Annotated in this window: 1 protein-coding gene; it reads left to right on the forward strand. The window is 43.2% G+C overall.

The genetic code is table 11. From position 1 onward, the window contains the following. Window positions 1–613: succinate--CoA ligase subunit beta (locus tag ACWHAR_RS28060; protein ID WP_452088566.1), on the forward strand; the 613-nt coding region annotated here is incomplete at its 5' end. Window positions 614–659: the final 46 nt, after the last annotated feature.

Below are 659 nucleotides of genomic sequence, written 5' to 3' on the forward strand. Positions count from 1 at the left end.
TGGACTATATAAAGCGTTTGTTGAGAAAGACTGCTCAATCGCCGAAATCAATCCGCTTGTTGTTACCGGCGACGGAAATGTGATGGCGCTTGATGCAAAATTGAATTTTGACAGCAATGCGTTGTACCGACAAAAGGACATTATGGAATACAGAGATTTGGATGAAGAAGACCCGAAAGAAATTGAAGCGTCCAAATATGATCTAAGCTACATTTCCCTTGATGGAAATATCGGCTGCATGGTAAACGGCGCGGGGCTTGCAATGTCTACGATGGATATTATCAAGCATTATGGGGGAGAACCGGCCAACTTCCTTGATGTGGGCGGCGGTGCAACCGCGGAAAAAGTCACGGAAGCATTTAAAATCATTCTTTCTGATCAAAACGTTAAAGGGATTTTTGTCAACATTTTCGGCGGCATTATGAAATGTGATGTCATCGCAGAAGGGGTTGTTGAAGCGACTAGACAAGTTGGTTTGACATTGCCGCTTGTCGTCCGTCTTGAAGGCACAAACGTGGATCTAGGGAAGAAAATCCTTAGTGAATCAGGATTAAACATTACATCTGCGGAATCAATGGCTGACGGCGCGCAGAAAATCGTATCCTTAGTTTAAGAAAGAATGAAAGGCAGGGGACCAAATAATGAGTGTTTTCATTAAT

The organism is Bacillus sp. LR--39 (assembly GCF_053613335.1).